Source organism: Paraburkholderia dipogonis (assembly GCF_042680985.1).
Taxonomy (GTDB): Bacteria; Pseudomonadota; Gammaproteobacteria; order Burkholderiales; family Burkholderiaceae; genus Paraburkholderia; species Paraburkholderia phytofirmans.
On the sequence record NZ_JBHUFR010000006.1, the window covers coordinates 791,235 to 815,989 of the forward strand.

The 24,755-nt window shown below is 62.3% G+C and carries 17 protein-coding genes; 16 read left to right on the forward strand and 1 reads right to left on the reverse strand.

Going from position 1 to position 24,755, the window contains the following annotated elements; all coding sequences use genetic code 11:
• The first annotated feature begins 75 nt into the window (after window positions 1-75).
• The 13 genes from tssK (at window position 76) to ACFSNN_RS08295 (ending at window position 19,645) form a co-directional block, all read left to right on the forward strand.
• On the forward strand, window positions 76-1,425 hold the full coding sequence (gene tssK, locus ACFSNN_RS08235) for a type VI secretion system baseplate subunit TssK (RefSeq protein WP_134465427.1): 1,350 nt from the start codon (window positions 76-78) through the stop codon (window positions 1,423-1,425).
• Window positions 1,426-1,480: 55 nt separating this feature from the next.
• Entirely contained in the window at window positions 1,481-2,236 is a 756-nt protein-coding gene (locus ACFSNN_RS08240; protein ID WP_134465426.1) for a DotU family type IV/VI secretion system protein, read from the forward strand.
• A gap of 61 nt (window positions 2,237-2,297) precedes the next feature.
• A complete protein-coding gene (locus ACFSNN_RS08245; protein ID WP_134465425.1) occupies window positions 2,298-6,485 on the forward strand; it encodes a type VI secretion system protein in 4,188 nt (1,395 codons plus the stop codon).
• Window positions 6,482-7,651, forward strand: a complete 1,170-nt coding sequence (gene tssA, locus ACFSNN_RS08250; RefSeq protein WP_134465424.1) for a type VI secretion system protein TssA — start codon at window positions 6,482-6,484, stop codon at window positions 7,649-7,651. The genes ACFSNN_RS08245 and tssA overlap by 4 nt, the downstream gene beginning before the upstream one ends.
• Window positions 7,652-8,054: 403 nt before the next feature.
• Window positions 8,055-10,298 carry a polysaccharide biosynthesis tyrosine autokinase gene (locus tag ACFSNN_RS08255; protein ID WP_134465423.1) on the forward strand — a complete coding sequence of 748 codons (2,244 nt, stop codon included), beginning with the start codon at window positions 8,055-8,057 and terminating at the stop codon, window positions 10,296-10,298.
• Between the two features lie 92 nt (window positions 10,299-10,390).
• On the forward strand, window positions 10,391-11,668 hold the full coding sequence (tviB, locus tag ACFSNN_RS08260) for a Vi polysaccharide biosynthesis UDP-N-acetylglucosamine C-6 dehydrogenase TviB (protein WP_134465422.1): 1,278 nt from the start codon (window positions 10,391-10,393) through the stop codon (window positions 11,666-11,668).
• A gap of 77 nt (window positions 11,669-11,745) precedes the next feature.
• Complete coding sequence (locus ACFSNN_RS08265; protein ID WP_134465421.1) at window positions 11,746-12,777, forward strand: SDR family oxidoreductase; 1,032 nt, start codon at window positions 11,746-11,748, stop codon at window positions 12,775-12,777.
• A gap of 85 nt (window positions 12,778-12,862) precedes the next feature.
• Complete coding sequence (murJ, locus tag ACFSNN_RS08270) at window positions 12,863-14,230, forward strand: murein biosynthesis integral membrane protein MurJ (RefSeq protein WP_134465420.1); 1,368 nt, start codon at window positions 12,863-12,865, stop codon at window positions 14,228-14,230.
• Window positions 14,227-15,387 carry a glycosyltransferase family 4 protein gene (locus ACFSNN_RS08275; RefSeq protein ID WP_134465419.1) on the forward strand — a complete coding sequence of 387 codons (1,161 nt, stop codon included), beginning with the start codon at window positions 14,227-14,229 and terminating at the stop codon, window positions 15,385-15,387. Before murJ ends, ACFSNN_RS08275 begins: the two co-directional genes overlap by 4 nt.
• A gap of 52 nt (window positions 15,388-15,439) precedes the next feature.
• Window positions 15,440-16,564 carry a glycosyltransferase family 4 protein gene (locus tag ACFSNN_RS08280; RefSeq protein WP_134465418.1) on the forward strand — a complete coding sequence of 375 codons (1,125 nt, stop codon included), beginning with the start codon at window positions 15,440-15,442 and terminating at the stop codon, window positions 16,562-16,564.
• A 72-nt stretch (window positions 16,565-16,636) separates the two neighbouring features.
• Window positions 16,637-17,827 (forward strand): glycosyltransferase family 4 protein, encoded by a 1,191-nt coding sequence (locus ACFSNN_RS08285; RefSeq protein ID WP_134465417.1) that lies wholly within the window; start codon window positions 16,637-16,639, stop codon window positions 17,825-17,827.
• 38 nt (window positions 17,828-17,865) lie between these two features.
• On the forward strand, window positions 17,866-18,603 hold the full coding sequence (locus ACFSNN_RS08290) for a DUF2334 domain-containing protein (protein WP_244323099.1): 738 nt from the start codon (window positions 17,866-17,868) through the stop codon (window positions 18,601-18,603).
• A 67-nt stretch (window positions 18,604-18,670) separates the two neighbouring features.
• Window positions 18,671-19,645 (forward strand): hypothetical protein, encoded by a 975-nt coding sequence (locus ACFSNN_RS08295; protein WP_244323027.1) that lies wholly within the window; start codon window positions 18,671-18,673, stop codon window positions 19,643-19,645.
• Window positions 19,646-19,666: 21 nt separating this feature from the next.
• Here ACFSNN_RS08295 and ACFSNN_RS08300 read toward each other — a convergent pair whose 3' ends face one another.
• On the reverse strand, window positions 19,667-20,842 hold the full coding sequence (locus ACFSNN_RS08300) for a glycosyltransferase family 4 protein (protein ID WP_134465414.1): 1,176 nt from the start codon (window positions 20,840-20,842) through the stop codon (window positions 19,667-19,669).
• Between the two features lie 468 nt (window positions 20,843-21,310).
• Here ACFSNN_RS08300 and ACFSNN_RS08305 point away from each other — a divergent pair, with 468 nt between their 5' ends.
• The 3 genes from ACFSNN_RS08305 (at window position 21,311) to ACFSNN_RS08315 (ending at window position 24,703) form a co-directional block, all read left to right on the forward strand.
• Window positions 21,311-22,372: an EpsG family protein gene (locus tag ACFSNN_RS08305; RefSeq protein ID WP_134465413.1), complete on the forward strand. Its 1,062-nt coding sequence runs from the start codon at window positions 21,311-21,313 to the stop codon at window positions 22,370-22,372.
• Window positions 22,373-22,684: 312 nt separating this feature from the next.
• The gene (locus ACFSNN_RS08310) at window positions 22,685-23,821 is read left to right on the forward strand and encodes an MraY family glycosyltransferase (RefSeq protein ID WP_134465412.1); all 1,137 of its coding nucleotides are present in this window, start codon (window positions 22,685-22,687) and stop codon (window positions 23,819-23,821) included.
• Between the two features lie 183 nt (window positions 23,822-24,004).
• Window positions 24,005-24,703: a FadR/GntR family transcriptional regulator gene (locus ACFSNN_RS08315; protein ID WP_134465411.1), complete on the forward strand. Its 699-nt coding sequence runs from the start codon at window positions 24,005-24,007 to the stop codon at window positions 24,701-24,703.
• Window positions 24,704-24,755: the final 52 nt, after the last annotated feature.

Genomic DNA, 24,755 nt, shown 5'->3' on the forward strand with positions numbered 1-24,755 from the left:
GTGTTTTGAAGCATTCCCCGGCCAGTCGGACGGCCGCATGCCGCGCGAAGGAAGCCGGCGTGAGAAGGAGCAATCATGTCTAGACTGGCTAATCTGGCTAATCTGGCTAATGCGGTGACCGACCGCATCGAGTGGTTCGAGGGCATGCTGCTGTCGCCGCAGCATTTTCAGTTGAGCGCCGCGCGGGTCGATTCGCTCGTCGCCTGGCAGACGCTCGCCGCCGCGCCGTTCAGTTGGGGCGTGCGGCATCTGGTGTTCGACAACGGCCTGTTGCCGACCGGACTCGTGCGGATTCTCGCGCTCGACGCGATCATGCCCGACGGCACGGCGGTTTCGTATGCGGCCGAGTCGAGCCAGCACGGCCGGCTCGAACTGTCGCTGGAGCCGTTCGCCGAGCAGTTGGCGAAAGGTCCGCTGGACTTCTATCTGGTGCTGCCGGTCGCCGCCGCGATGCGCCGCGACGCGCAGGTGAAGCGCTTCCGTTCGACCGCGGGTGTGCCGGTGGAAGACGAGGTGTCCGACGCACCGCCCGCCGACATTCCGCGCCTCGTACCGAATCTCGCGCTGACGGCCGGCGAACTGCCTTCGGGAATGCACGTGCATCTCAGGCTCGGCTCGGTATATCGCGACAATGAAGTGGTGCGGCTCGGCGACACCTTGCCGCCGCTGCTCGAAATTGCCCGCGATAACCCGCTGTGGACCGCGGTCGCTTCCTTGCTCGGACAGTTGCGCGGCAAGGCGGCTTTCGTCGCGCGGCAGACGGCCAATCCGTCGTCGAAAGTGGACGACCGGCTGACGCAGCTCGAATTGAAGGATCGCCTGCGCAGTCTGCTCACGGCGCTGCCGCATGCCGAAGCGGTGCTGCGCACGCCGCATCTGCATCCGCTCGCGTTGTTCTGGTCGCTGGCGTCGTTAAGCGGCGCACTCGCGACGCTCAAGCCCGGCGGCCTGCCGCCCGTGCCGCCGGATTACGAGCATGCCGATCCGCTGGCGGTGTTCACGCCGTTGCTGCGTTCGCTGCGCGACTCGGTGTCGGAAGTCAGCGAGGACTACCGCGAGCACAAGTTCGACTTCCGTCACGGCGCTTTCGAAATCGCCTTGCAGCAGGACTGGGTCGGCGAGCGTCTTGTCGTCGGTCTGCGCGGCCAGTCCGAACGCGACCTGCTTTCGTGGATGGACGGCGCGGTGATCGGCTCGCAGTCCGTGTATGCGTCGCTGCGGGCGCGCCGTGTGCTCGGCGCGACGCGGCGCGGTGTCGATTACGCGGAAGACCTCGGGATTCGCTCCGGCTCCGGCTATTTGCTGTTCGAGATCGACGCGGAACCGGCGCTCGTGCATGCCAGCGAACCGCTGGTGATCGGTAATCCGAACGAAGGCGCGAGCGCGCAGCGGCCACAGGAAATGCTGCTGTTCGTGAAGGGCTGACGCCTGCACGCGATGAGACAGTGAAGATGAATGCAACGATGAAGGTACGCTGAGCATGGCACGCAATCGACCGCTTGAACCCGAAGAAGACGATCTCGTCACCGAACAGTTCCGGGTCTTTCTCGACGAGCTCGTCAAGGCGCAGGCGCGCTTTTCCGAAGTGCCGGGCACGGATCCGGATGTCGCCGCGCAAGGCTTGAGCCGTCATCTTCTGAATCTGCTCGAAGTGCAGACGCTGCAATCGCGGCGCGACAGCTCGCGCTTCGAGATGGAAAACGTCGCCGATGCGCGTTATCTGAAAGCCGTGCTCGCCGACGAAATCCTGCTCAATACGCCGTGGACTGGCCGCGAACGCTGGACCGCGTATCTGCTCGAATCCACGCTGTTTCGCACCAATGTCGCGGGCGATCTGGTGTTTCGCCGCATCGAGCAATTGCTGTCGGATCGCGAACCTTCGCGCCGCCACGTCGCGCGGCTTTACCTGTTTGCGTTGGCGATGGGTTTTCAGGGCCGCTTTCGCGATGCCGATGCGGCCGCACGGCTGCGCGGCTATCGCGAGGAACTGTATGAGTTCGTCTATCAGCGCCGCGCGGATCTCGGCGGCCGCGACCGCGTGCTGGCCGAGCCGGCCTACGCGAACACGCTATCGCACGTCGCGCCGCGCAAGCTGCCGACCGTCAGCCGCTGGACAGTCATTTTCCTGTTGGCATTGGTGTCGTTGCTGGCCATTTCCGAAGTGCTGTGGCTCTGGCAATCATGGCCGGTGCGTCAGGCCTTGTATGCCGATCCGGTGACGGGAGTGCAGCCGTGAATTCACGCCAGCCGATCAAAGTTGCGGCGCCGTGCCGCGCGCGTTGCAGGGGAGCGCGAGCATGCTGACCAGCAATCTGTTTCTGTTGTCCATCGCGGTGCTCACGCTGGTGGTGTGCGTCGTGCTCGGGGCCGTGCTGTACTTCGCGTTGCATGGCGCGAACAGCAAGCCGGCGCCGGATCGCAAGATCGTGCGCCTGCGCTCGGATTCGCTGCGCAGCGCGTTTCGCCAGGCGGTCGAACTGATCGAAGGGAATATCGCGTCGCGCGCCGAGCGCTACAACATTCCCTGGATCATGATCCTCAATGAGGGCGACGATCCCCGCCCGCTGCCGATCGCGCAATCCGGCGTGGCGAGCGTGTTGAGCGCCGAATCGGCGAGCCCGGCGGCCACGCAGGGCATCTCGTGGCATTTCTTCGATCGCGGCATCGTGGTCGATATCAAGGCGGCCTATCTGGGTTCGCCCGACGACGACGGCGACGAGAAGCCGTGGGACGAGTTTCTCGGCCTGTGCCGCAACTACCGGCAGCAGCGGCCGTTCGACTCGGTCGTCATCACCGTGCCGGCCGCGACACTGCTTGCCGACGACACCGATGCACAACTCGAACTGGTGCGTCATGCGAAGCTCGCGCATCGGCGGCTGTGGCTCGCGCAGAATCGTTTCGCGATGCGTTTCGCGGTATACGTCGTGGTCACAGGCTGCGAATCGCTGACCGGCTTCGCGCCGTTCGCCCGCGCGCTGCCGGAAACGCTGCGCGCGAGCATGCTCGGCTGGTCGTCGCCGTATGACCTCTCCACCACGTATTCGTCGGACTGGGTCGACACGGCGATGCACAGCATCATGCGCTCGGTCTCGGATGCGAGCGCCGAGCTGTTCGCGCTCGACGCCGGGCAAATGGACGCACGCGAGTTCCTGCTCCTGCCCTCACGCATCGAGGCGATGAGCGCGCAATTGCAGCGCTATGTCGATGAACTGCTGCGCGCGAGCGCGTACCACGAGCCGTTTTTCTTCCGCGGCATTTACCTGACGGGCGACAGCAGCGAGTTCGCCCAATGGAGCATGGCGCAAGGAGACGAAACGGCGCCGAGGCGCGATGCGCTCCCATCGCCCGCATTCGATGAAGCGGCGGCGGGCGGCGTGATGGCTTACGAAGCGGGCGGCGCGTTGCAAGAGGTCCGCGAGGATTCTGCGGCGGGCCGCCGTGAACCGGGTGGCCCAATCAACGAGTTGATGCTACAGCCCGCGTTCCTGCGCGACCTGTTCGAGAAGAAGATCTTCCTCGAATACGGCCTGACGCGTCCCTCGCGCTCGCAGTATCTCGCGCGTCCGGTGCTGAACCGCGCGTTGCGTTGGGGCGGCATTGCGCTGCTGGGAACCTGGGGCGTCGGACTCGCCGTCGCGACGTTTCAGCTGAGCCATCGCAATGGCGAACTGGTCGCCGCGCTGGGTTCTCTGCAGCGCGACGCGCACGAGCGCGCCGCGGCCGCGCAGCAGGCCCAGGACTTGCCGGCGGACTGGTATCGGCGCAAGGCGCTAGCGTTGATCGCACTGAACCAGAATCTGAAAACCGACAGCACTTGGGCGGTTTTCATGCCGGGTTCGTGGAGTCTGGTCGACGATCTGAACACACGCGTGAAGGAGCGCTTCGAGCGGGAATTCGGCGAAATCGCGGTGACGGCGCTGGAGCGCGAGATGTACTCGCGCGTGAGCCAGTTGACCGGCGAGAGCCGCGACCCGAGCACCGGCCAGTTGATCATCGGCGACGACTGTGCGGCGCCGGCAGCCGCGCGCAGCGACGTGCACGGCGCCCCGAGCCTCGCTGTCGACGACTTGCCGCAAATGCGCGCGCTCCAGCAGTACGTCGGCTCGGCCGATCAACTCGACGCCGCCTTGCAGGCGTTGCAACGTCTGCAAACACCGTCCGCGGACAATGCCGAAGCATTGCGGCTGGTGGTGCGTTACGCACTCGGCGCCGAATTGCAGGGCAGCGTGGCCGGCACCTTGCCTTACTTCTATCGCGACCCGGCCCGGCGCGGCGCCGATCCGACCAACGCCGCCGGCGGCATCAATCTGCCGGTCATCCAGCAGGCGCTGCGCTGCTCCTTCGACAAGGGCGCGCAACAGGTGGATAGCGGGCTCTTCACCGACAACGCGTTACTGGCTGCCGAGCGTTCGATCACCGAGCATCTGAACAGCCTGTCCGTCGGAACCACGGGCGCGGCGGATTTCACGCAACTGACCAGCAACTATCGCGCGGTCGTCGCCGGGATCGACACGCAGCGCGATCTGCTCGCGTCGGGCAAGGGCAACTGGTTGCGCCAGCCGCAGTTCTCGCCGGGCCCGGTCTATGAACGCACGTTGGCGCATGCCGCGCAGAATCGCCTGATCGGACCCGAGCTCGCGGCGCGTGTGCGTGAGCGCGACGACACGGCGTTCCGTGCGTTCCGCAGTGAATTCGCGGTACGTTTCGACGGCTCCGACGGCGGCCTCGTCTGGCTCGACAAGGACGGGCGCTACGCGGTCTCGGCGACGCGTCTTGCGCTGCGCGACGGTCTGTCGAATCTGCTCGCGCAGCCGTTCATGACGGCGCCGCGTGACCGTGCGTTCCCTGAACTCACCGATGGTTCGACGATCGCGTGGGACCGCGCGCAACTCGACCAGGCGCTGACGCTCGGCGACGTGCGCAAGCGCTTCCTGACCGATGGTCTCGCATCGATGCCGCCGGCCATCTTGCCTTCTGTCGAACAGGCGCTCGACGTGCAGTTCGCGCAGTTGATACTCGATCAGACCGCGGCCGCCGCGACCACCAAACCGGCGCAAGGCGACATGGACAGCGCCGCGTTCGATGCGTCGCGCGCGCGCCTCGTCAGGATCGAGGCGCTGCTGACGGAGATGAACGCCACGGCGCAGGTCGAGGATCTGGACAACCTCATGTCGCGCGATGCGATGGCGCATTTGAAAGTCGTGGACGATACGCTGACGCAGTCCGAGTTGTATGCGACCCGCCAAAGCGTCGCGTATGACGGTCCGCGCAGCGGGCGCTCGCCGGTGCTCACCGCATTCGGCGCCGCCGATGCCGGCGCGCTCGCGGTGTATCTCGACCAGCAATCGAGCCGTGCGCTGACGCTCGGCAAGCAGGCGTCCGTCTATCTGGCGGCGCTCGATACGACCGATGCTGCCTCTCCGCTCGCGCAGCGCTGGCAGTCCATCGTGCGCGATCTCGAGCGCTACCGGTTGAAAAATCCGAACAGCAGCTTGCTGCGGCTGGAGCAGTTCGTCGCGACCGCCGCGGGCGATTCCGGCACGGGCGGCTGCATGTCGAAGTTTGCGGGCCGGCCTGCCGCGAACGGCGCCGACGACTACTTCGCGGCGCTGCATGAGCGTCTTTACGACCGCCTGCTGTCGCGTTGCAGCCAGAGCTTCGTGTACGAGTTGCGCGAGCAGTGGGACAGTTTCGCGACGGTCTTCAACCAGAGCGTAGCGGGGCGGCCACCCTTCAACGGGGCGAGCTTGATGCGCGTGGCCAACCGGGGCGACGTCAGTTCGGCGGATTTCGGCGAAGTCGGTCAGATGCTGCGGCGGTACGCGGGCGTGTCGGATACGTTCCGCGCCGCGCGCTCGGGCGGCGGCGTGCAGACCTCGTTGACGAACGCCTCGGTGCGTCAGTTCATCGACAACTTCGATCAGGTCAGAACGCTGCTCGCGCCGCTCTATCCGGCCGACGACGGTGCGCCGACCGGCTACGACGTCAATGTCGAATTCCGCGCCAATCGCGGCGCTGAAGTGGCGGCGAATCAGGTGATCGACTGGACCTTGTCGATCGGCTCGCAAAGCGTGTCCTTGCATGACGCGCCGCATGCGCTTCATTGGGATTACGGCACGCCGGTGTCGCTGGTGCTGCGCTTCGCCAAAGACTCGCCGCTCACGGCCGTCAGCGACCCGCAGCAGCGCGCGCTCTCCACCGACGGACGCACGCTCACCTGGCAATTCGCCGACCCGTGGGCGCTGCTGTCGTTCATCGCGCGGCAGCGCGTGCCGGATGCGAGCCTGCGAGGCGACAGCGCGGCGCAGTTGCTCGGCTTCGAGTTTCCGCTGGGCACGGCGAGTCCGGCCGACCTCGTGCTGCTGCCGAAGCAGGCGCGCGGCAGCGTGTTCCTGCGCCTCACGCTGACGCCCGCTGGCAAGAAAACGCCCTTGCCGTGGCCCGCCAACTTCCCGGCGCGCGCGCCGGACTGGACCGCGTTATGAACCTGGTTGATGCAACCGATTTTGCCCCGGCGTTCGACGTCGATTTCGAAGCGCTGATCGCGCCGGTCACGGGCGGCGACGATGATGGCGGCGGCGTTTCGCTGCGTTACGACGCGCTCTATCAGCAGATTCGCGACGCCCGCCATCACGACGACGCGACTCTGCCGATGGGCGAATGGGAGCGCCCGCTGATCAAGGCCGACTGGAAAGCGGTCGCGGCAATGTGCAGTGGCGCGCTCGGCAGCTGCAGCAAGGATTTTCAGCTTGCCGCATGGCTTTGCGAAGCGTGGACGCATCTGCACCGGATCGAAGGATTCGTGGCCGGGACGCATCTGCTTGCCGCGCTGGTCGAACGCTACTGGGATCAGGCGTGGCCGCGCATCGAAGACGGCGACGCGGACGCGCGCATCGCGTCGTTTGTCTGGATGAACGACACGTTTTCCTTGCTGCTGTCGCTGCACGTGCCGTTGATGGCGATCGAAGGGCGTGAGCCGTCCACGGTCAATCTCGACGACTGGCAGCGGGTCGTGCAACTCGCCGAAGACGAAGCGGGCCCTGGCGCTTTGACGCGCGAACTGCTCGCGCAGCATCTGGCCAAAGGGAGCAACCTCGCGAACCTCATGTCGCTGTATCGGCAGATCGGCGGTGCGCTCGACGCATGGCGCTCGCTCGCCGCGCTGATAGACGAACGCTTGCAGGACGACGGCCCGAATCTGTCGCGTGTGAGCGACGTGCTCGCGCGTCTCGCGCGCGCGGCGGCCAGTCTGCTCGGCGACCACGCGTTGCCGCCCACGCAGGCTGGCAACGGGCAGGACGCGTTCGGCTATGTGCAGGCAGGAGCGCAGACGAACTCAGGCGCGTTTGCCTCGGCGGCGCAATACCAGGAGGGTGCAATGGAACTCGAGGCGCTCGCTGCCGACTCGCAGCGCACGACGGCGGTGGGACTCGCGGCATTGCCGGAACATATCGAAAGCCGCGCGCACGCGTACCGGCTGATCGAAATCGTCGCGCGCTACCTCGAAGAAAACGAGCCGCACAGTCCCACGCCGTATCTGCTCAAGCGAGCCGTGACGTGGGGGCAAATGCCGCTGGCCGATCTGATGCGCGAAATCGTCCGCACTGAAGGCGACATGACGCGCTATCTCGCGCTGCTGGGACTCGATTAAAGCCTCCCCGATGCCGGACGGTCGGCGCGAGGCCGGCGCACCGGTTTGAGTCCGCGCTCACATCGCATCTAATGCGGCATGCTGGCATTCGCCCGGCATGCCGCTACGCCACCGTCGCGTGGCGATCCCCCTCCGCCTTACGTGAAAACACGAATCCGTCTGGTCGGACATTTTGTGGTTTTCCCTTATTCAAAGAATCCGTTACCCGCTTCCCGAGGCGCTTTGCAAGTCGTTTATAGCGAATAAAGTCCGGGATTTTTTGTGTGCACTACCGCGCATACTTGATTCGGCCTTATGCGTACTGTTGCGTCAGGGAAAGGACCAATACCGTTAATCGCACATTTCCCTCGTTCGAATCCGCTTGCCTGAGCGGTCAAATAAAACCACGTGACGAGACGTGCCCATGAAACTCAAATATCAAGCGTCAGAGGGATTATCCGAACGTAACGACGAATTCGATCCCGGATCGATCATCGATACGTTGATTAATCACCGAAAAATGATCGCCGCTATAACAATGGCATTCATTCTGGTGGGCGCGCTGTACGCGTTTTGTGCGACGCCTATCTATCGGGCCAGTATTTCGATCAGGGTCGAGGACAATTCGCCGACCGCGCTGCCGGATTCGAAGGATCTGGTGCGCAACGCGTCGTCGTTGTTCCAGGAGAAGTCTTCGGCCGAAAGCGAAATGCAGATCCTGAGGTCGAAAGCCATCGCCATGCAGACGGTGGATTACCTCAAGCTCTACATCGAAGCCGAGCCGAAGCGCCTGCCGGTGCTCGGCGGCCTGATCGCGCGCCACACCGACACCCGCATGACGCCCGGCATCTTCGGCTGGGGCGGCTTCGTCTGGGGTGACGAATCGATCAGCGTGTCGACCTTCGAAGTGCCGAGGAAGCAGGAAGGCAACGCGTACACCGTCACCGCATTGACCGGCGGCCAGTACCAGTTGCGCGGGCCGGGACTGGAGCAGCCGGTCACGGGACGCGTCGGCGTCGACGAGCAATTCGAAACCAGCCACGGGCCGGTCAATCTGCTCGTGAGCAAGCTCGACGGCGAGAGCGGGGCGGAGTTCAAGCTCACGCGCCACTCGCGTCAGCAGGCTCTCGAACAGCTGCAAAAGGGCCTTCAGGTCGACGAGCAAGGCAACAAGTCGAATGTGCTGGGCGTCATGCTGGAAGGCCGTGACCCGGTTCTCGTGACCAACATCCTCAACGATATCGGCGCAGTGTATGTGCGCCAGAACGTGAACGAGAAGGGCGCCAACGCCGAGAAGTCGCTGAACTATCTCGAGCAGCAGCTGCCGGGCGCGAAGCGCCAGATGGAGCAGGCGGAAGAAGCCTACAACACCTATCGCAACAGTCACGGCCTGCTGGATGCGGACGAGGAAAGCCGGCTCATCCTGCGCCAGGCTACGGAAGCGGACTCGCGTCTTTATGACCTCAAGCGTCAGCGCCAGGACCTCATGGCTCACCTGACCGCCGAGCACCCGAGCGTGGTGGCGATCGATCAACAGATCGCCAGCACCAACAAGTACGTCGAGAGTCTCGCGGCACGCGTCAAGTCCATGCCGACGGCGGAGCAAGGTGCGATACGTCTGATGCGCGACATGCGCATGAGCTCCGACATGTACTCGGCGCTGCGCAGCAATATCGACACCCTGCGGCTGGTCAAGGCCGGTCAGTCCGCTTCGGTGCAGTTGCTGGATACCGCAGACGTCCCCGAGCGGCCGGTCAAGCCGGCAAAAACGCTCGTGCTGCTGATTTCGGCGGTGTTGGGGCTGTTCGTCGCTATCGGGCTGGCCTTCCTGCGCGACTATCTGTTCAAGGGCGAGGCCGATCCGGAAGAGCTGGAATCGCGCACCGGCCTGACCGTGTACGCGACGATCCCGGTCAGCGATCAGCAGGAGCAACTGACGCAGAAAATGGCGATTCGCGGTCCGGAAAAACTGGCTCTGGCTTTCCGCTATCCGATGGACCCGGCTGTCGAAGCGCTGCGCACGATGCGGGCCGCACTGCAATTCGCGCTGAACGGCGAGCGCAACAACGTGGTGATGCTCGCGGGACCGCTGCCGGGCATCGGCAAGTCGTTCCTGTCGGCCAATCTCGGCACCTTGCTCGCCTCGGGCGGCAAGCGTGTGCTGCTGGTGGACGGCGACTTGCGCCGCGGTCATCTGAACCAGTACTTCGGCTTGCAACGCGGCGCGGGGCTGGCCGATCTGATTACGGGTGAACGTTCGCTCGAAGATACGGTGCACAAGGAAGTTCTGCCGAATCTCGACGTCCTGCAGTGCGGCGAGTATCCGCACGACCCGGCCGAATTGCTGTTGAGCGCCAATTTCAGAGCAACCATTCGCGCCGCTTCGGAGCAGTACGACATTGTGCTGCTCGACGCGCCCGCCATTCTTGCCGTATCGGACACGGTGACCATGGCGCCGGTCGCCGATTCGATCTTCATGGTCGCGCGTTTCGCCGATACGCGTGCCGGCGAGATCTCGGAATCGGTCAAGCGTCTGGCGCAAACGGGTTCGAAAGTCGAAGGCATTCTGCTGAACGGATTCAAGGTGAGCCGCGGCAATTACGCTCAGTCGCGCCGGTACGGCGGCTACGCATACGACGCTTACTACTCCGATTCGGTCACGAAATGACGCGCGTGGCCCCGGGCCAGGATTCAGCGCTGCTGAATCGCGCCCGGGGTTTGAACGAAGACGCGAATCCATAATAAAGGGGAGCAACAATCATGCATTCGTTAAACGAGCTGAAACTCGCGGTGATCGGTCTCGGCTATGTTGGATTGCCGCTTGCGGTGGAGTTCAGCAAGCATCGGCCGGTGGTGGGTTTCGACATCAACGGTGCCCGCATCTCGGCGTTGCGTGAAGGACGGGACGTCACGCTCGAAGTCTGCAATGAAGAGCTGGCCGCGGCCACGGGTATGACGTTCACGTCGGACGCGCAAGAACTGAACGCCTGCAACGTGTACATCGCAACCGTTCCCACGCCGATCGACGACTACAAGCGTCCCGATCTCGGACCCTTGATCGGCGCCAGCGCGACCATCGGCAGCGTGCTGAAAAAGAACGACGTGGTGATCTATGAATCGACCGTCTATCCGGGGGCGACGGAAGAGGAGTGCGTGCCGGTTCTCGAGCGCGTTTCCGGTTTGAAATTCAACGTGGATTTCTTTGTCGGCTACAGTCCGGAGCGGATCAATCCCGGCGACAAGGCGCACCGCGTGACGGATATCAAAAAGGTCACCTCGGGATCGACACCGGAAACCGCCGAACTCGTCGATCAGCTGTACCGCGAGATCATCGTCGCGGGCACGCACAAGGCCAGCAGCATTCGCGTGGCGGAGGCGGCCAAGGTCATCGAGAACACGCAGCGCGACGTCAACATCGCGCTGATCAACGAACTGTCGATCATCTTCAACAAGATGGGAATCGACACGGAGTCGGTCCTGCAGGCAGCCGGAACCAAATGGAACTTCCTGCCGTTCAGACCGGGTCTGGTGGGCGGGCATTGCATCGGCGTCGATCCGTACTATCTGACGCACAAGGCGCAGGCGATCGGCTATCACCCGGAGATCATCCTCGCCGGGCGGCGCCTGAACGACAGCATGGGCGGGTATGTCGCCTCGCAGCTCGTGAAGGCGTTGACCAAGCGGCAGATCGGCGTTGCCGGCGCCCGCGTGCTGATCATGGGGCTGACCTTCAAGGAAAACTGTCCCGACCTGCGCAACACCAAGGTCGTCGACATCGTGGCCGAGTTGCGGGAGTACGGTGTTCAAGTCGATGTCTACGATCCATGGGTCTCGAAAGAAGACGCCCGGCGCGAACACAACCTGGACCCGATCGAGCATCCCGCCAAAGGTGTTTACGACGCGACAATCGTGGCCGTCGCGCACCGCCGGTTCCTGGAATTGGGCGCGGAAGCCATTCGCGTTTTCGGCAAGCCCGAGCATGTGCTGTACGACCTGAAATACCTGCTGCCTCCCGAGGCCAGCGATCTGCGTCTCTGACCCAAGCTGGATGCCACGCACATCGCACGCAACGCCATCACGACGTGATGGCTTCCTCATCTGATCCGGAGGCAAGGATGCCCGATCGTTACGACACAATACGGCAACAACTCGCCGGGCGCCCGCAGCAGTGGCTGATTACCGGCGTGGCCGGTTTCATCGGCTCGAATCTGCTGGAGGCGCTGCTCAAGCTCGATCAGACCGTGGTCGGGCTCGACAACTTTTCCACTGGCTATCAACGCAATCTCGACGAAGTACGCTCTGTTGTTTCGCCGGAGCAATGGAAGCGCTTCAGATTCATCGAAGGCGATATCCGCCGTCTGGAAGATTGCGTGAGCGCCGTTCATGGCGTCGATCACGTGCTGCATGAGGCGGCGCTAGGTTCGGTTCCGCGTTCGGTGGTCGATCCGATCGCGACCCACGAAGTGAACATCAGCGGCTTCCTCAATATGCTGGTGGCCGCGCGCGATGCGCGAGTGTCGAGCTTCACGTATGCCGCGTCGAGTTCGACATACGGCGACCATCCGGGCTTGCCGAAAGTCGAGGACCAGATCGGCCAGCCGCTTTCGCCGTACGCCGTCACCAAGTACGCCAATGAACTGTACGCGTCGGTGTTTGCCCGTGCGTACGGTTTCAAGACGATCGGCCTGCGTTACTTCAATGCCTTCGGAAAGCGCCAGGATCCGGACGGCGCGTATGCCGCGGTCATTCCCAAATGGACGGCGGCGCTGATTGCCGGCGACGACGTGCTGATCAATGGCGACGGCGAGACCAGCCGTGACTTCTGCTTCGTCGACAACGTAGTGCAGGCGAACATCCTCGCGGCCATGTCGGACGAGGCGGCGAGGAACGAGGTTTACAACGTCGCCGTCGGCGATCGCACAACCTTGATTCAGCTCTACGACGGCTTGCGGGCCGTGCTCACCGACAACGGCGTGCACTGCGACAAACGTCCGGTGTTCGGCCCGTTTCGCGCTGGCGATGTCAGGCATTCACAGGCCAATGTCGACAAGGCGGAGCGGCTTTTGGGCTATGAAAACAGGATCCCCTTCGTCGAAGGCTTGTCCAGAGCGATGCCCTGGTACATCGAATTCGTATCGAAACGGTAATGCCTTCAGTCGCCCAAGCTCACCGGCGCATTCGGCATAACAGGTTCATGCACAACGCGTCGCTTCTTTTAAGGCGGTAACGTCAATGTCTCAGATCGCAGGTTGGCGAAACCGTCTTGCGCAGATTCATCCTGACCATAGCCGGATCGCACGCAGTGCGGTCTGGGTTTCCATGTTCGCGCTGATCGGCAAGTCGGCGGGCGCGCTCAAGGAAATGTCGATCGCGTATCGCTACGGCATCAGCAACGTCGTCGATGCCTATCAGCTCACGCTCACGCTGATCACCTGGTTGCCGGCTACGTTTGTCGCCGTGCTGAGTGTCGTGCTGGTGCCGGCGCTGGTCGAACTGCGCTCGCGGCCCAAACAGGAGCAAGCGAAGTTTCTCGGCGAACTCGACGTGATGGCGATCGTGGTCGGCGTGGCGTTCACGGTCCTTCTCTATTTCTCCTGGCCGTATGCGCTCGACCTGATGGCGCGCAATCTCTCGGACGAGACCCGCGTCATGTCGCGCCGGATGATGCTCGGCATGGCGCCGGTCGGCATCGTCATGCTGACGATCTGCGTCTATGCCGCGCGCCTCCAGGCACGCGAAAAGCATGTCAACACGCTGCTGGAGTGCGTGCCGGCGCTCGTGTTGCTGTGTTTCGTGCTGGCCTGGCACGATGCAGGCTCGCCGGCGCCGTTGATCTGGGGCAGCACGCTCGGTTTCATCCTCCAGGCGGTGCTGTTGGGCGTGCTCGCCGGGCGTGCCGACCAGATCCGCCCGCGGCTCAGCGTCTCTCTCAGTTCGCCGCAATGGCCGCACATGTACCGTGCGGTCGGCGTGTTCATGATCGGCCAGCTCGTCATGAGTCTGGCCACGCCGCTGGATCAGTATTTCGTGGCCGGTCTCGGCGACGGCAACATCGCGACACTCGGTTATGCAAGCCGCGTGCTCGGCCTGCTCGTCAGCATGGGTGCGGTGGCGATCAGCCGCGCGACCTTGCCGGTTTTATCGGAGCTGTTGAGTGCAGGAGATAACGTTCGGGCCCGAAGCATCGCGCTAAAGTGGTCGCTGTTCATGCTGGCGATGAGCGGCGTAGTGGTGGTGGTGGCGTGGCTTCTCGCGCCGTTCGTCGTGAAGCTGCTGTTTCAGCGCGGCGCCTTTAGCGCGGCGGATACGGTAGCGGTGTCCAGCCTGTTTCGCTGGGGATTGATTCAGATTCCTTTCTATTTTTCGGTGCTGGTGCTGGTGCAGCTTTTCGCGAGCCAGGGCCGTTTTAAAACCATGGCCGGCATCGCGGTCGTGAACTTCGCTGTAAAGGCAGTTGCGAATTTTTTCCTGATTCGATGGTTCGGCATCACGGGGGTCGTTCTTGCAACCGGCGTCATGGGCGCCAGTTCGTTCGTGTGCTATCTGTCTCTCACGCTGTCACACGGATCATTAGAGAATAAAAAGGCAGGTCCGCTATGAAGATTCTGCTGTTCATCCATTCACTGCATTACGGCGGCGCGGAACGCGTGGCCATGAACCTGTCGAGCGAATGGGCGGCACAAGGTCAGGAAGTCTGTGTCGTGACGCTGACTTCCACCGCGAGCGACTTTTATTCGCTGCACGACTCGGTCAAGCGCAGGACACTCGATCTGGCGGGCGCCACTAACGGTCTGGCGGGCGCGGTCTTCGCGAATGCGAGCCGGATGCTGGCATTGCGGCGTGTGCTCAAACAGGAGCGCCCCGACGTGGTGCTCGGTATCGAGACGAGGCCCTCGATTCTGGCGATCCTGGCCGGCATCGGCTTGCCATGCAAGGTCATCGCGACCGAACACATCCATCCGCCGATGCTGTTCGAAGGCAGATTCTGGGAAAGCCTGCGCCGCTGGACTTACCCGTTCGCGGACAAGGTGGTCGCGTTGACGGAGAAGAGCAGGCTATGGCTGCAGGATCACTGCCATTGCAAAAGCGTCACCGTCATTCCGAATTCGATCTCACTGCCGATTCCTGTCGTGGAACCTCTCGTGTCGCCGCAGGCGGTGGTGGGCGCGCAGCGTCGCGTATTGCTCGCGGCGGGACGGATGGCCGAGCAGAAAGGCTTCGATATCCTGATCGATTCCTTTGGCCGGATCGCGAGCGATTTTCCCGCGTGGGACCTCGTCATTCTCGGCGACGGCGATGACCGGCGCGCACTCACTGCACAAGTAGCGGCGGCGGGACTGGGAAACCGCGTGCTGCTGCCGGGTCAGGTCGGCAATATGCCTGACTGGTACGAGCGAGCGGACCTTTACGTTCTGAGCTCGCGCTTCGAAGGCTTCTCGATGACGATCGTCGAGGCGATGGCGAGCGGCTGCGCGGTGGTGAGCTTCGACTGCGACGCGGGCCCTGGCGACATCATCACGCACGGCCACGACGGCTTGCTGGTTCGCGAGGTCGGCGACCCGCAGGCACTCGCCGAAGCCTTGTCGGCCTTGATGAAGGATGACGAGACCCGGGCGTTGATGGCATCGCGCGCACGTGCTGTCGTCGAGCGGTTCTCGGTGGCGCGAGTCTTCTCCCTGTGGCGCGACGTGTTCACGCAAACCGGCGCGCGACCTTCGGGGCTCGTCGATCGTCCTTCCGTGCGGGTGACGGAATGAGTCCTGGGCGCGCTGCATTCCATCAACGCTGTGCACCGAAGCCGGAACGTTCATGAATATCGTCCTGTTCATTAGCGCGATGCAGGATGGCGGTGCCGAGAGCGTCGCCGCAACGCTTGTCAATGCGTGGGTCGCGCGCGGCGACTCGGTCACGCTCGTCGCCACGTATTCCGGGCGCAGCGCCTGCAATTACCCCGTTTCACCCGGCGTGAAGTTCGTCTATCTGGCCGACCTGGTGACGCGCCGCGGCCGGGGACCGCTCGCCTACATCGAACGCATGAGGGCGTTGCGCGCGCTCATGCGCGAGAGCAAGGCGGATGTGATCGTGTCGTTTCTGACGAATGTGAATGTCACGACGATTCTCGCATCGCGAGGCCTCGGCATTCCCATCATCGTGAGCGAGCACACGAATCCGCTTGCCGATAACCGTTCGTTGCTATGGCGACTGCTGTGCCGGTTCGTCTATCCGAAGGCCGATCTGCTGACCTTGCTCACCGACGACGTGGTCGCGCCGTTCAGAAAAGTCGTGCCGGGCATGAAGGAGATCGCGGTGATGCCCAACCCTTTGCCGGATGGACTGTTCCTTCAGCAACGGCAACCGGCCACCGCGCGCAAGCGCGTCATTTCGCTGGGACGGCTGAACAGGACGAAGCAATTCGATTTGCTGATCCGCGCCTTTGCGTTGCTCGCGGACGAGTGGCCTGACTGGGACTTGTGGATCTGGGGCGAAGGACCGGAGCGCGCGGCGCTGGAGGCGCAGATCGCGCAACTGCGCATGGGCGAGCGGATCTTTCTGCCGGGACGAACGCTGACCCCGTGGAGCGAACTGGCCAAGGGCCAGGTCTTTGCGATGTCGTCGAGTCACGAAGGCTTGCCCATGGCGCTGATGGAAGGCATGGCGATCGGCCTGCCGGTTGTTTCGTTCGACTGTCCTAGCGGACCGCGGCAATTGACGCGCAACGGCGAGGACGGCCTTCTGATTCCGCCGGGCGACGCGAACTCCATGGCTGCCGCGCTGCGCCGGCTGATTTCGGACGACCCGCTGCGCGCCGAGTTGGGCAGGAAGGCCGCCATGTCGGTACGGGAGCGCTATTCGTTGAAGGCGGTATTGCATATCTGGGACCAGTTGTTCGAACGGGTTGGGGCACGTGCGAAGGCTGCCGAGTCGACGCACTGAATAAACCCGGCGGCATGGTTGCGGTCGTGACCTGCCGTATTTACATACAGCTCAGAGATTCAGGAGCGGGACATGAACGGACGTAAAGTAGTTCTCTTTGCCAATACCGACTGGTATCTCTACAATTTCCGCCTCTCGCTGGCGCAGAGACTGCGGCAAGACGGATATGACGTGGTCCTGCTGTCGCCGCCGGGAGAATTCGGACCGAAGCTGCAGGCACTCGGGTTCAGCTGGCACGCGGTGCCGATGAATCGCCGCAGCCTCAATCCGTTGCGCGAAGTGGGTGTGCTCGCATGGCTCGTCCGGTTTCTGCGCCGCGAAAAGCCCGACCTCGTCCACGGCTTCACGATCAAGAGCGCGGTGTATGGCTCGCTCGCGAGCAAGCTGGCCGGCGTGCCCGCGCGAATCAACGCTGTGGCGGGCATGGGCTACGTCTTCACGAGCCGGGATCTGAAAGCCCGCGTGCTGCGGCCCATTGTGCGCCAACTGATGCGCTCCGCTCTTAACGGCCGGCGCAATGCGCTGATTCTGCAAAATCCCGACGACGTCGCGATTTTCAAGCGCGCGAAAATTGTCGATGACCGGTCGATACAGCTCATCAAAGGGTCCGGCGTGAACTGTTCGCGGTTCTCGGCCCGGCCGCAGACCGATGAGGACGCCCAGGCTCCATTGCGGGTCGTACTGGCTGCTCGCCTGTTGTGGGACAAAGGCATTGCCGAGTACGTCGAGGCGGCCCGCGCACTGCGCGATGAAAACCGCACGGTGCGGTTTCTTCTTGCCGGCTCCCCCGACGATGGCAATCCCGCCTCCGTCCCCCGTGAGCTCGTCGAAGGTTGGACTAAGGACGGGCTTCTCACGTGGCTGGGACATGTCAGCGATATGCCGAAGCTGCTGTCAGAAGTGGACGTCGTGGTGCTGCCGAGTTATCGGGAAGGCTTGCCCAAGACGCTGATCGAGGCCGCGGCGTGTGCTTTGCCGCTGATCACCACCGACGTCCCCGGCTGCCGCGAAGTCGTCAGCGGCACGGGAGACGATGGCTTGCTGATTCCGGTGCGCGATGCCGCGGCACTGGCCAATGCGATTCGCCTGCTCGACGACGATCGCAAGCTTTGCCGGAAACTCGGCCTTGCGGCTCAGGCCAAGGCGCTGAGCGAATTCGACGAATCGATCGTGATCAGCAAGACGCTGCGGGTTTATAGCGAATTGCTGGACCCGGCGCCTCGCGAAGTCGTCGTGGCGGGTCAGCGCGAGCGGCAGATTTGACGGTGTCGGCAAAACATCCTGAAGGAGATTGAGTGGCCATGGTCGTTCCGAAATTCATACTGCGCTTCGATGACATCACGCCAGAAATGGCCTGGTCGCGCTTCGATCCGTTCGACGAGCTTTCCATGGATCAGGACCTGCCGTTGCTCGTCGGCGTCGTGCCGAACTGTCTCGATCAGACGCTGGTCGTCGAGCCGGCGAGAGACGCGTTCTGGGATACGGTGCGTGGTTGGGCCGATCGCGGCTGGAGCATCGCGCAGCACGGCTATACCCACCAGTACGTCACCGAGCATCCCGGGCTGTTGCGTCTGGGCAGCAAATCGGAGCTGGCCGGTCTCTCCTACGAGGAGCAGTTCGCCAAGCTGCAGGCGGGAAAGACGATTCTTCAGCAAGAAGGCGTTTGGCAACCGGTATTCATGGCGCCTTCCCACTCGTTCGACGAAGCGACGCTCCGCGCGCTGGCCGATCTCGACTTCAAATATCTGACGGACGGCAGCGGCGTCTATCCGTACAAATTCGGCGCTCTCACTGCGGTGCCGCAGTTGTTCGCAACGCCGCTGCATTTTGGTTTTGGCGTGTATTCCATCTGCCTGCATGTCAATACGCTCGGCGAGGCCGAGATCGACAGGATTATCGGCTTCGTGAAGAAGAACCGCTCGCGGTTCATCTCCTTTGAAGAAGCCGCGAGCGTCAGAACTCCTGTCCCGGGTGTCGCGATGGCGATGCGCTTTTTAACCTCTACCCCGTTGCGCGCCATGCGCCGCTTGAGGGGCTGAACTCTTTATGGGGTGCACGGTGCGCAACAGCCGGAGAGCGGTAAATGCTTTTCTCCTCAGCAGCCTGGTGGGTGCGATCACGCGACCTCTCTCTGCCGTGGCCGACGTCGTGACCAATAAGCATGCCGCGCCTGATGAGGTTATCGATCGATCGTTCGGCGTCATAGCGGACGGCAAGACGAATGACCGCGCCGCGCTTCAGAAGGCGGTCGACAATTCGATCGGCAAGACGCTGGTGATTACGGGCCCATGCCGGATCGACGCGGAAGGACTGCACATGCGCAACAACAGCCGCGTGCGCTTCGCTCCCGGCGCTTCGATCAAACTGCTTCCGCATGACACGCAAAACTACGAGGTCATCCGTGTCTGGGACGTGCGGCACGTGGTGCTGGAAAATCCTCGTCTCGACGGCAGTAAAGAGTTGAATACCGTGAAGGGCGGGGAGTGGGGCATGGGTATCTCCATTGCAGGAAGCACCGATGTAACGATACTGTCGCCCAGCACGATCAATTGCTGGGGGGACGGCATCTATATCGCCAACAGCTTCGGCAACGGTCTGCCGTATTCGAGCGACATCCGGGTCATGAATCACTATGCGTCCGGCTGTCGCCGGCAAGGTGTTTCGATTATCAGCGGCAAGAATATTCTGTTCGATAGTCCGGTGTGGGAAAACATAGCCGGCACGCTTCCTTCCGCCGGACTGGACATCGAGCCGAACGCGAACACGGACATCGTGGAAAACATCCGCATTGTGAATCCGATCACGCGGCATTGCCAGTTCGGCATTCTGGTCTATCTGGAAGCACTGCCGGGAAGCCGGGAAAAGAACGTCAGCGTCGTGATCAGCGGACACAAGGACGAAGACAGCAGGGAAGCGGCTTTCAGCGTATCCGGATTGAAGATGAAAGGCAGCGTGGTCACCGGTTCTATTACGAGCAATTCGCCGACATGGATTCGTCCGAGGCGAGATGCTTTTGTCAGTACCGACTATGACCGTGCGGGGCCCAAGATCGATATCACGAATCCCACCATCGTCCGGTAGCTGCTGCGAAAGGCGTGGCGCTCAACGCGTCACGCCTTTGGCGCGCAGCAATGTCGCGTACATGTCCCGATACTGTTGCCAGCACACCGTAATCGAAAAGGATTCGACGATCCGCTCGCGCGCCAGCCTTCCCAGTGTCTTGCGCTGCTCCAGACTCAACGTCGCCATCTGCTCGAGCGCGTCCGACAAACTGACGGGATCGCGCGGTGGAACAACCAGACCGGTGTCGCCGACCAGCTGGCCGGTATCGCCCACGTCGGTGACCACGCACGGAACGCTGCAAGCCATCGCTTCGCCCACCACCGTGGGCAAGCCCTCTGTTCGCGACGAGAGGCACAGCATGTCGAACGCCGGCATGATCCGATGCAGGTCATTGCGGGCGCCCAGCAAGTGGCAGACGCCGCTCAGGCCAAGCTCGTTGATCGTGCGTGCGAGCGCCTTGTTGTTGGCATCGACGTCTTTACCGACCATGACGAAATGACATTCCGGCACGCGCTGATGAAGCATCGCGGCCGCGCGCAAAAAGTTATCGTAGTCTTTAGCGGGATTGGAGCGCCCTACGATTCCGATCAGTATGGAACCTGCCGGCAGGCCGAGCTCATTCAGCAGTGCGGTCCTTGCGGTGGCGTCCGGCACGAACTTGCGAACATCGAAGCCGTTATGAATCACGCGCATTTTCGTGCGCTCGTAGCCGTACTCGACGTGAGTTCTAAACGACGCGTTGGCACAGCAAATGACCGAATCCGGCAACCGGTTGGAGGTCGCCGCGCCCATCCGTGCGAGCGTATTCAGAACGCGCCCGACTTTGGCCGTGGGCACTTCGGTTCGATGGATGCCCCAGACCAGCACGAAGCGGTGGCGCTGCCTGCTGAGCCGAAACATCAGACGCGCCAGCCACACCGCCACGCCGCCGAAAATATCCGCGTGATACATCCACGTCTGGACGACATCGGGGCGCGCTTCGACGATCCACCTGGCCAGTCGAATCAGGAGTAGCGGATTCGGAACACCGGATCGCATTCCCAGAAACCTGACTTCCGCACCGGCGGCGCGCAGACGGTCCGCCATCTTGTCGATGCCGGACAGGGAAATGACGACATGCGTACCGCCGGCGGTGCGGGACTCCGAAACCAGGTTCAGAAGCAAGGTTTCGGCGCCGCCTACCCCGAGTCCCGAAATAATATGGACAATTTTCATTTTGTTTGCACGGTACGGCATTCGGTGTCATAGAACCGCTGCTATTTCAATCAGGTCAGTCTGTGCCGCGTGTTTTTAACGGACTCGATATCCGCAATCACGAAAGGACAATGGAAGGCTAAGTGATCGAGCCGCTGCCATACCGTTCGGCATCGAACACAGGCCAGGACAATTGTCCCTGGTCATGCCCGGATGCGATTTATTGTTTATACGGGTCTACGGACCCGTGCTTCGGCATCGATGCGAATCTTATGTGCCGTTCCGCTCGTAAGGTCCAATCAAAAGCTGATAGCGTGCAGGGGCGTAAGGGAAAGTCAGTTTCAAGGCCGTTCAATCCGCAGATGGCAATACCGATCACCGGGCACGGTCCGCTGAACGGCGAGTGCCGAACGCAAGTCTGAGCGGCATAAAAATCAACGCACCTCCTCCGGTTTGCGCGGCACTGGCAAGCTGATGGGCAAGAGAGGGATGAAAGTGGCACAACAACTCAACTCGAAGTTCCAGATCCATCCAATCGGCTACCGGTGGCTGCGGCCTTCCATGCTTGGATTCCTGGCGTTGTCGGCGTTCATCCTCCTGAAGATCGCCCTTGGCGATCGGAGCATGCTGCTCGATCAGGACAATTACGTTGCGTATTTCAGGGACGCCGATCCGCTCTGGATCGTCCATCTCTGGTCCAGCAGCCAGTCGGTGGTGCTGTTCATCGTGAAAACCATCACGGACGAGCTCGGCTGGCGGCTCTGGGTGCTAGGCCTCGATTCACTGGGCCTCTCACCGGACACCGCGGTCCGCGTGACGGTTGTCGTGCTGAACGTGCTGATGGCACTTGCTCTTAGCCGCACGCGCCGGCCGCTTCTCGGCCTGCTGTTGTGGGCGCTGATTCCCACCGGCCTCGCGACGGTCGGGTTGTTCCAGATCCGCCAGGGATTCGCCCTTTCCATCGCCATGTACTTCGCGATGTGCCGGCAGCAACCCGTTCGAGGCGCGTTGCTCGCGAGTATCGTTCACACCACCTTTGCGTATCCGGCCTTGTTCCTGATTCTTGCGCACTTTCTCATGCGGCGAAGCAAGGCGCTGGCGATCGTGGGCGTGGTCGGCGCGGCGCTCGCGATGTCGCTGGCGTCGGCATGGCTGTTCGCCAGGTTCGGCGGCCGCCGGCTCGAGGAATACACGCAGCAGGAAGAATTCACAGTGAACTTCCTGATCTCACTTGCTCTCTATCTGATTGTACCGATGCTCGTGATCGTGCTGCGTCGAAAGCATATCGAACACGTCGCGCGCGAAATCGTAGTGCATGAGGTCGCGATCATGCATATCGGGCTGATCATGTTCCTGATCATCTCCTTCTTCGTCTATCCATTCGGGACTCAGCGCATTGTCTACTATGGACCGCTGCTGCTGGCCTTCATGCTGCCGGAGATCCGTATCAAGAATTCGCTGATTCTGTGGATCGTCGCTTTTATCCTGGCTATTTTGTCTTACGACATTCACAAGAATTATCTGCTCGATACTTATAAGTACTTTCTCTGAGCGGTTTTCCGCCAGGCGCCATGTAATGCTTGCCGGTGCGAAGCGCGCCTCCTGTCCGAAGCGTGCGCAAGAGCGGGTAATGGTCATTTCATAGACATATTCCGATGCGCCGGTAAGCGAACCGGCGTATGCCGTGGCACGTCGTATTAACGCTGATTTGTCGGCTCATAAAATGATCGTGTCCGGGTTGTGTTGGGAATGCCACAGAGGAAAGACTCAAAGTGAGAGACGGTGTGCATCACTAACCTTGTCCTAAACATGCATTAAAGCGACAAGAAAATAAAAATTCCTCCGTTTATGCTGGAGACCGAGATGTTAAATCTTGCGTTTGGCTTTGTTGTCTCATTCCTGGTTATATTTTTTATCGTGCGAAGTTCGGGGCTGCACGGGTCGCTGACGATGGACCACGACTTGCGCGGCATTCAGAAGAACCACGCCTATGCGGTGCCGAGAATTGGTGGAGTGGGCATTGCATGCGCCGCCACTGTCATTCCGCTCATCCAGCCGCTGTGGGCGACCGCCCCCGGCACAGGTCAACTGCTGCTCCTGTTGTGCGCCGTGCCGGTGTTCGCCGGCGGCGTGATCGAGGACATGACCAAGCGCGTGAGCCCGCGAGTGCGGCTGCTGTGCGCGCTTGCTTCCGCGCTCGCGGCCTGCCTGCTGATGCACGCGACCCTCACGCGGGTGGATTTGCCGCTCGTCGATCAGTGGCTGCGCATTGTGCCGATCGGGATCGGCTTCACGATGCTCGGCGTGGCCGGGCTGACGAACGCGGTCAATATTATCGATGGCTTCAACGGACTCGCCTCGGTGGTGACCATGCTGATCTTCGCCTCGATCGGCTACGTGGCCCACAGCGTCAACGACTGGCTCGTCATGAGCATGGCGCTGACCATGATCGGAGCGATCGGCGGCTTCGTGCTCTGGAACTTTCCGGTGCCTTCCGTCTTCCTTGGCGACGGCGGAGCTTATTTCGTCGGTTTCATCATGGCGGAGCTGCTGGTGCTGCTGATCGTGCGCAACCCGGGCGTGTCGGCGTGGTACGCAATGGCCGTCGCGATCTATCCGACCTTCGAGACGCTCTTTTCCATCTATCGCCGCAGGATCGTGCGCGGCAGGCCGGCGGGCGCTCCGGACGGGCTTCATCTGCATACGCTCGTGTATCGGCGTGTGGTGCGCAAGGGTATCGACGGCGGCAATCTGCGCCGGCGCGCGATGCGCAATTCCTGCACCTCGGTTTATCTGTGGGTGCTGAGCCTCGTGAGCATCGTGCCGGCCACGTTCTTCTGGGACACGCCTATCGCGCTCGCCGGAGCAGCCATCGCCTTTGTCACGATCTACGTTCACCTCTATGTGGCGATCGTGCGCCTGAGGACGCCGCGCTGGCTGGTGATCACGGGCCACGCGCCGGTCGTCGCGCCGCGAGGAGCCGAAGAGCCGCGCCACTGACGCGGCGCTGCAATTTCCCTTCAATTTACACAGGCAGTGTGTGAGGACGTACGTTGCGGGAACGAAACCCGATGCACCATATGAACCTACAAAGGCACGGGGACAAGCCTTGAAAGCCGCAGTGAGGATCCGGGAAAACACGGACCTTGCAGGTAACGCCTCATAGGACCACGAGAAAACAAAATGAACCACGGATACGAAACATCGCTAGTCAAGCGAGTGGTCAACCAGGTGGTGACCGGCATCATCAACGGGGATTTCGACGGCGACATGCTGCCTCCGCAGGTCATCCTCTCGAAGAAGCTCGGCGTGAGCCGCTCGATCATGCGCGAGGCGATCAGCATCCTGATTTCGCGCCGGATTCTCGATGTCAGGCCCAAGACGGGTACGCGCGTCAAGCCGGCCAAAGACTGGCTCATCATCGATCATGAGGTTGCCGAGTGGCGGCTTCGCGCCACGCCCGATCCGGAATATCTGCACGGGCTGATCGAGTTCCGCAAGCTCGTCGACCCTCGCGCGGCTGCGTTCGCGGCCACCCGGGCGAGCCGGCATCAACGCATTGCCATCGCCGCGATGTATCAGAATCTGCAGCAGGCGAGCGGGGATCCCGTCGCCCGCAAGGCCGCCGAGGACGCGTTGCAGGTGGCGATCATCGACGCAAGCGGCGACGCCTTGCTCAGCCAGATGGGCAGCATCGTCAGGATGGGGCTGACGGCCATGCAGCCGGTCTTCCGCATGCAGGCACTCGCATACGAGGCGCGGGTCGCCGACTACGGCAAGGTTGTGCGCGCGATCGAGGTCGGCGATGCGGACAGCGCGAAGGCCGCGATGATGCAACTCATCACCCATAGCGCGGACCAACTGCTTGCGGAAACAGTTTGAGTCGAGTGCCGGCCGCTGTAGTTGTCGGGAGGTGGCCGATTTAATTCGGATA

Coding starts and splice junctions, on each gene's coding strand:
- ACFSNN_RS08265 (WP_134465421.1), top strand. CDS start 11,746: ATGCCCGATCGTTACGACACAATACGGCAACAACTCGCCGGGCGCCCG.
- murJ (WP_134465420.1), top strand. CDS start 12,863: ATGTCTCAGATCGCAGGTTGGCGAAACCGTCTTGCGCAGATTCATCCT.
- ACFSNN_RS08240 (WP_134465426.1), top strand. CDS start 1,481: ATGGCACGCAATCGACCGCTTGAACCCGAAGAAGACGATCTCGTCACC.
- tviB (WP_134465422.1), top strand. CDS start 10,391: ATGCATTCGTTAAACGAGCTGAAACTCGCGGTGATCGGTCTCGGCTAT.
- ACFSNN_RS08245 (WP_134465425.1), top strand. CDS start 2,298: ATGCTGACCAGCAATCTGTTTCTGTTGTCCATCGCGGTGCTCACGCTG.
- ACFSNN_RS08315 (WP_134465411.1), top strand. CDS start 24,005: ATGAACCACGGATACGAAACATCGCTAGTCAAGCGAGTGGTCAACCAG.
- tssK (WP_134465427.1), top strand. CDS start 76: ATGTCTAGACTGGCTAATCTGGCTAATCTGGCTAATGCGGTGACCGAC.
- ACFSNN_RS08290 (WP_244323099.1), top strand. CDS start 17,866: ATGGTCGTTCCGAAATTCATACTGCGCTTCGATGACATCACGCCAGAA.
- ACFSNN_RS08280 (WP_134465418.1), top strand. CDS start 15,440: ATGAATATCGTCCTGTTCATTAGCGCGATGCAGGATGGCGGTGCCGAG.
- ACFSNN_RS08305 (WP_134465413.1), top strand. CDS start 21,311: ATGAAAGTGGCACAACAACTCAACTCGAAGTTCCAGATCCATCCAATC.
- ACFSNN_RS08275 (WP_134465419.1), top strand. CDS start 14,227: ATGAAGATTCTGCTGTTCATCCATTCACTGCATTACGGCGGCGCGGAA.
- ACFSNN_RS08285 (WP_134465417.1), top strand. CDS start 16,637: ATGAACGGACGTAAAGTAGTTCTCTTTGCCAATACCGACTGGTATCTC.
- ACFSNN_RS08255 (WP_134465423.1), top strand. CDS start 8,055: ATGAAACTCAAATATCAAGCGTCAGAGGGATTATCCGAACGTAACGAC.
- ACFSNN_RS08310 (WP_134465412.1), top strand. CDS start 22,685: ATGTTAAATCTTGCGTTTGGCTTTGTTGTCTCATTCCTGGTTATATTT.
- tssA (WP_134465424.1), top strand. CDS start 6,482: ATGAACCTGGTTGATGCAACCGATTTTGCCCCGGCGTTCGACGTCGAT.
- ACFSNN_RS08300 (WP_134465414.1), bottom strand. CDS start 20,842: ATGAAAATTGTCCATATTATTTCGGGACTCGGGGTAGGCGGCGCCGAA.